The 5,206-nt window shown below is 53.5% G+C and carries 2 protein-coding genes and 3 tRNA genes; all 5 read right to left on the reverse strand.

The window, feature by feature from the left end; all coding sequences use genetic code 11:
* On the reverse strand, positions 1-572 hold a 572-nt coding region (locus tag AAB523_02620), incomplete at its 3' end, for a peptidoglycan-binding domain-containing protein (GenBank protein MEK7556157.1).
* 1 nt (position 573) lies between these two features.
* Positions 574-4,053 carry a peptidoglycan-binding protein gene (locus tag AAB523_02625; protein ID MEK7556158.1) on the reverse strand — a complete coding sequence of 1,160 codons (3,480 nt, stop codon included), beginning with the start codon at positions 4,051-4,053 and terminating at the stop codon, positions 574-576.
* Positions 4,054-4,533: 480 nt separating this feature from the next.
* Positions 4,534-4,607: transfer RNA gene (locus AAB523_02630), tRNA-Asp, on the reverse strand.
* A gap of 223 nt (positions 4,608-4,830) precedes the next feature.
* A tRNA-Met gene (locus tag AAB523_02635) sits at positions 4,831-4,904 on the reverse strand.
* Positions 4,905-5,026: 122 nt separating this feature from the next.
* Positions 5,027-5,097, reverse strand: a tRNA-Met gene (locus tag AAB523_02640).
* Between the last annotated feature and the right edge of the window lie 109 nt (positions 5,098-5,206).

The raw sequence follows: 5,206 nt of genomic DNA on the forward strand, positions 1-5,206 counted from the left end.
GAGAGGTTTGGTGAGCGGTTGGGCCCGCCTTGACTCGCGTCAGTCGAGGCAGGCCCGCCTGCCGGCGAGGCAGGGGTGGTGGGTGTTGGGGTAGGTGTAGGAGGAGTGGAAGAAGTGGTGGTAAGAAGCGCGTTTAATTTCGCTCGAGTGGCAGGGCCTACTTGGCCGTAGCCGGTGGTGAGAGGAGTACCTGCGGAAACGATGTTGTGCTTTTGCTGGAAGCGTTTGACGGCGGCTTCGGTGAGGGAGCCATAGTAGCCGGTGATGAGACCTTCGGGGTAGAGCGTTGGGTCTTTGGCAAGAAAGGTCTGGAGAGCCGTGACCTCGCTCCCTTCGCTTCCCTTTCCTAAGGTGGTGATGAAGGAAGACAAAGACACAGACGCCGAAGGCGTCTGTGTTGGTTCTGCTTGTTTGAGAGTTTGGAGTTCAGTCTGGAGAGTTTGTATCTCTGCGAAGAGTGCCGCGATCTTTATCTCAAGGTCGGAGAGAGTTTGGGCGCCTGCCACGGCAGGCAGGCCGACAAAAAGCGGAAGAGCAAGGGTGATGAGGAGTGTGAAGAGGAGTTTTTTCATGTTATTTTTTCACCACAAGCACCAGTCCCGCAGTGGCGTCCCATGTTGAGGAAGATGGTGCGGTAATTGATGCGACGGCGCTTCCGCTCACCGAGCCGCTTCCCAACACCGATGCAGTGCGCGTGTCATACCAAGTATAAAAATAACTTCCCGTTGCTAAATTAATTCGCGCACCTGTGTTTGATTTAGTTCCCCAGAAATATGCGATGTACGTCGCGCCGGGATTTGCCATCACTTGCCAGTCACTCCCCGGACCTCCGGATACCAGAGAATCGTATTCGTTACCACCGCCATCAACCGGGGAAAGTGTGGAGAAGTTAGCCGCCTCCGCAACTGTGCGAAGCGCACGAAGACGTTCAGCACCCGTTCCCCACTCGCTTGAGCCGATATTGTTTGAATCATCTTGGTAAAAACCTATGTACCCACCAGAGAGAAAGAGTCCCCATGCGTATTGTGTTTCTACATCAAGCTCACTGTAAAGAACGGTAGCACCGCTAGGTAAAGAGTGTGTCTCGTTGACCACAAGCGCCTTGCCAGACGACTGAATACCATGCAACAAGTTAGAAATATCGTTCGGTGATATCCCAAAATTAAATCTGAAATTCATCGTATCGACATATGATTTGTCGGAGAAGTAGTCCGTCCGGATTCCTTGGTCGCCTGTCACGTGAACAGAGACAGGGCGTGCTGTGGCGTTGGCAATGCGTTGTGCGTATGTAAGTTGCCAATTGTAATAGGTATCAATATTGGAACACGCACCAAATTCATTAGCCACTTCAAAATACACATTGCCAAAAGACCCTAATTCTGCGACCGTTTTATCAATAAGCGCCTCTTGGTACTGCCGTAATGTTTTCCCGCTGTTTGATGCTTCACTATTGTTTAAGTTATAAAATTGATTAGGATCCGAAAAAGCGCCATTGCTATTGTAATCCTTATTCCATGCGAGACGCCAGTCCGGGTTAGGCCACCACCAACCACAGCCGGGATATGGAGCAAACGTGGTCACCTCAACGATAATGTCACGATCCCTTGCCTTGCTTACAAAGTCCTTCACGCGCGCCCAGTATGTTGGGTTCCAGCTGTCCAAATTGTAGCGTCCGTTTGAATATGCCCACGGCGCGTAGTGAGCAGCGCCACCAAACCACGTATACACCCATATCCGCGTCTTGTTAATCCCGTATTGCTGATAGCTATTGAGTGCCGCGATGTAATCAACGGTTGGGTCTGAAGCGATTTCCTGCGTATCGTAGCCGACAAGATACGCGGGAGCTCCGTTATACGTAAACCATCTGCCTGAACGCTCCAAACCATTTTGGTTAGGCGGAGGTGTGGTTGTCACAGACACAGTTACTGATTGAGTGACACTGCCACCCGCCCCCGTGCAGGCAAGTGTATACGTAGCGGTCTGCGTAGGAGTAACTGCGCTCGTGCCGTTTATTGCTTTCGTTCCACTCCAACCGTCATTCGCGATACAGGAGGTGGCGTTCGTTGTGGACCATGTAAGCGTAGATTGACCGCCTGACGAAACGCTCGTAGGGTTTGCGGAAAGTGTGAGCGTTGGCGCGGGTGTGGCACCGGGTACACGCACGGTCAGAAAATTAAAGTTCGCAATACTTGATGTCACCGAACTGCTCGTGTCCATCGCTATGCGAAGCACATGCGCCCCTGCCGTAAGAGAGAACGAGGGCGAGGTGATAGTCGTCCAGCTCTGCCAGCCGCCGGTGTCGGGGACCGTTAAGGTGTTGGTAATGTCAGTGCCGTCCATCTCCACGTGGAAGGTACCGCCTGCTCCGTTGGAGGCAACTCGGGCATCAAGCACGTAGGTGCCTGCCGTCGTGACGTTCACGCTGTATTCCAACCACTCCCCCCCTTTCGTCCAGCCAACATCGTATCCTCCTCCGGTATCTTGCGTGTTCTGGATATCCACGCCTTCGGTCGTGCGGAAAGCGCCACCGTTGTTTGTGGTATCGGTTTCGTGGTAGGCGATCCCTTCGCCGCCTTTATCAAAATGCTCCGCTTGCAGGGTACCCGGCAGAGCGATCGCGGTGGTGTAGGGTGTGTGAGTATTGGTTGTCGTTGTCGCCGCAGTCACCGTCACGATGACCTCTTTCCCGATGGTGTTTCCTCCGGTGCCGGTGCACGAGAGGGTGTAGGTGGTCGTGATGGCAGGAGTAAGAGTGGCAGAGCCGCTGGTGCTCTTAATACCTGTCCAACCATTCCCCGCAGTACAGGTGGAGACATTGGCAGTGAACCAAGTAAGGGTGGTGGTGGCGCCTGTCGTGAGAGAGGCGGGAGCGGCAGAGAAGGTAAGCGTTGGGGTAGCGGTGGGAGTCGTGGTTGTTGCGGGGGTGGTCGTAGCGGGAGCGGATATGATATCAATGGCTACCGTGTCGCTTGCGGAGAGTACGCCGTCGCTCACGGTCGCCATGATGTGATAGATGCCTGTTTCAGAGAATTGTGCCGTGATATTGGCGGTGCGGGTGTTTGAGAATGTCACCGTGCCGGGACCGTCCGCTTTGCTCCAGGCGATGGTGAGCGTGTTGAAAGGCCGGCCGTCATCGGTAGCGAGAGCGGTGAATGGAGCGCTTTGGGAGAGGCTGGTGGTGGCGTTCCCTGTTATCCGTATTGAGGGAGCTGTGTTGTTTGCATTGGGCCTGCCTGCCGGCGAGGCAGGGGTGGTGTCTCCTGTCATTAACTCATTGAGTTTTGCGCGCGTCTGGGGGCCAAGCACGCCATAGCCCGTGGTGGTGGGTGTGCCGGAAGAGACGATATTGTGCTTTGTCTGAAAGCGCTTGACGGCGGCTTCGGTCAATGCGCCAAAGTAGCCGGAGATCGTGCCTTCGGGGTAGAGAGCGGGGTCTTTCGCCAAGTACTCTTGGAGTTTGGTGACTTCTCCTCCTTCAGAACCTTTGTACAGGAGGTGCGAGAACGATCCCGTCCATGCGCTTGGCAGCACAGTGGCAGGAGGAGTGGAAGCTACGACTGCTTTCGCTTTCGCCGTGTTTTGTGTGATCAATTCGTTTAATTTTTCTCTCGTACGAATGCCGAGGAGTCCATAGCCGGTGACTGTAGGCGCGCCGGTTGAGACGATGCCGTACGTACGTTGGAAGCGTTTGACGGCGGATTCGGTGAGAGTGCCAAAGTAGCCGGTGATCATTCCCTCAGGATAGATATCCGGATATTGGGCGAGGAAACGCTGGAGTTTGGCGACTTCAGGTCCTTCTGATTCTTTGTGGAGGAACGTTTCAAAGGGGGTGAACGACGGAGCGGTTTTTGGTAGTGAAGGGGTGGGTGCGACCGAAGGGGCCGTGCTTGTTTGCGCAGTGCCTTTGACGGTATCAAGTTCACTCTGAAGCGTTTGAAACTCTTTGAGAAGTTCCGCGATGCGCGCTTCAAGGTCGGAAACGCTTTGGGTAAAGACAAAAGTGGGGAGAAAAAAGAAAGCTGCAAGGGTGATGAAAAGTTTTTTCATGTCCATATATAAGATACCTTTTATTATACCATTCCACCCGTTGCTTTTGATGGAGATTTCCACAACTCTCCACAAAAGCAAAATCGGAACGTCAAAAGACATTCCGATTTATACATGGCGCGGCCGACCGGAATTTCACTACTCGTCCCGGCAGAGCCGGGACTGCGTTTTCAAACCCTGCGGTTTGAATAATTCCGCCACGGGAAACTCCCGTTTCCCGACCCCTTCCCCCGGTTCAAGCCCCGCCCCGCTGTAAAACATTAAGACCCCAAAGCTATCGCTTTAGGGTCTTAATGTTTTATGCGCGGCCGACCGGACTTGAGGGTCAAGTTTCTAAACTCACTTCGTTCGTTAAGAACTTCCTCCCCGAGCTCGCCTGTCGCAAAGCGACATGGCTCCGCTTGTTCAAGTCGGACACAGGCAAAGCAGTTTGCCTGCTTCGGCCGCGCAAAATAAAAACACACCTTTCGGTGGTTTTTACTTATGCGCGGCCGACCGGACTTGAACCGGCAACCTCTCGCGTGACAGGCGAGTGCTCTAACCAGTTGAGCTACGGCCGCATTATGTTGATGGCAGGAATTAAATCTATCATCTTGGACTTTCGATTCCGCACACAAGCAAAGCAATTTGCTTGTGTGCCTCCACCTTGTGTCGGCGGCAGGAATCGGTCACAGGTTTTGTTTCGCAAACCAGCGACCCCGCCTCACTGTCGCCAATGGCGACATGTTCCGGCTTTCGATTCCTCACGCAAGCAAAGCAGTTTGCTCGCTCGCTTCCACCTTGTGTCGGCGGGAGGAATCGAACCTCCGACCTTGGGCTTATGAGTCCCACGCTCTAACCGACTGAGCTACGCCGACATATGGTACCACATTACCAATATAACTGCGTCCCGACAACACAGCTTCTAAAATAACACACTCGGTTCTCTTTTGAAAGTAAAAGCCGCATAGTGCGACTTTTACTTTCCTCCTACAATTTGTTGCGGGGGCCGGACTCGAACCGGCGTCTCAAGGTTATGAGCCTCGTGAGGTACCACTCCTCCACCCCGCTATAAAACAACGATCAAACAACAAACCAAACTTGTGGTATCTTCGGCTCATAACCTTGGTTACTCGCGCAACTGTTCCTCTTGGAGGTACCACTCCTCCACCCCGCTATA

The sequence above is a fragment of the Patescibacteria group bacterium genome, assembly GCA_038063375.1.
GTDB lineage: Bacteria > Patescibacteriota > Minisyncoccia > Phycocordibacterales > JANLHH01 > JANLHH01.

Coding starts and splice junctions, on each gene's coding strand:
- AAB523_02625 (MEK7556158.1), bottom strand. CDS start 4,053: ATGGACATGAAAAAACTTTTCATCACCCTTGCAGCTTTCTTTTTTCTC.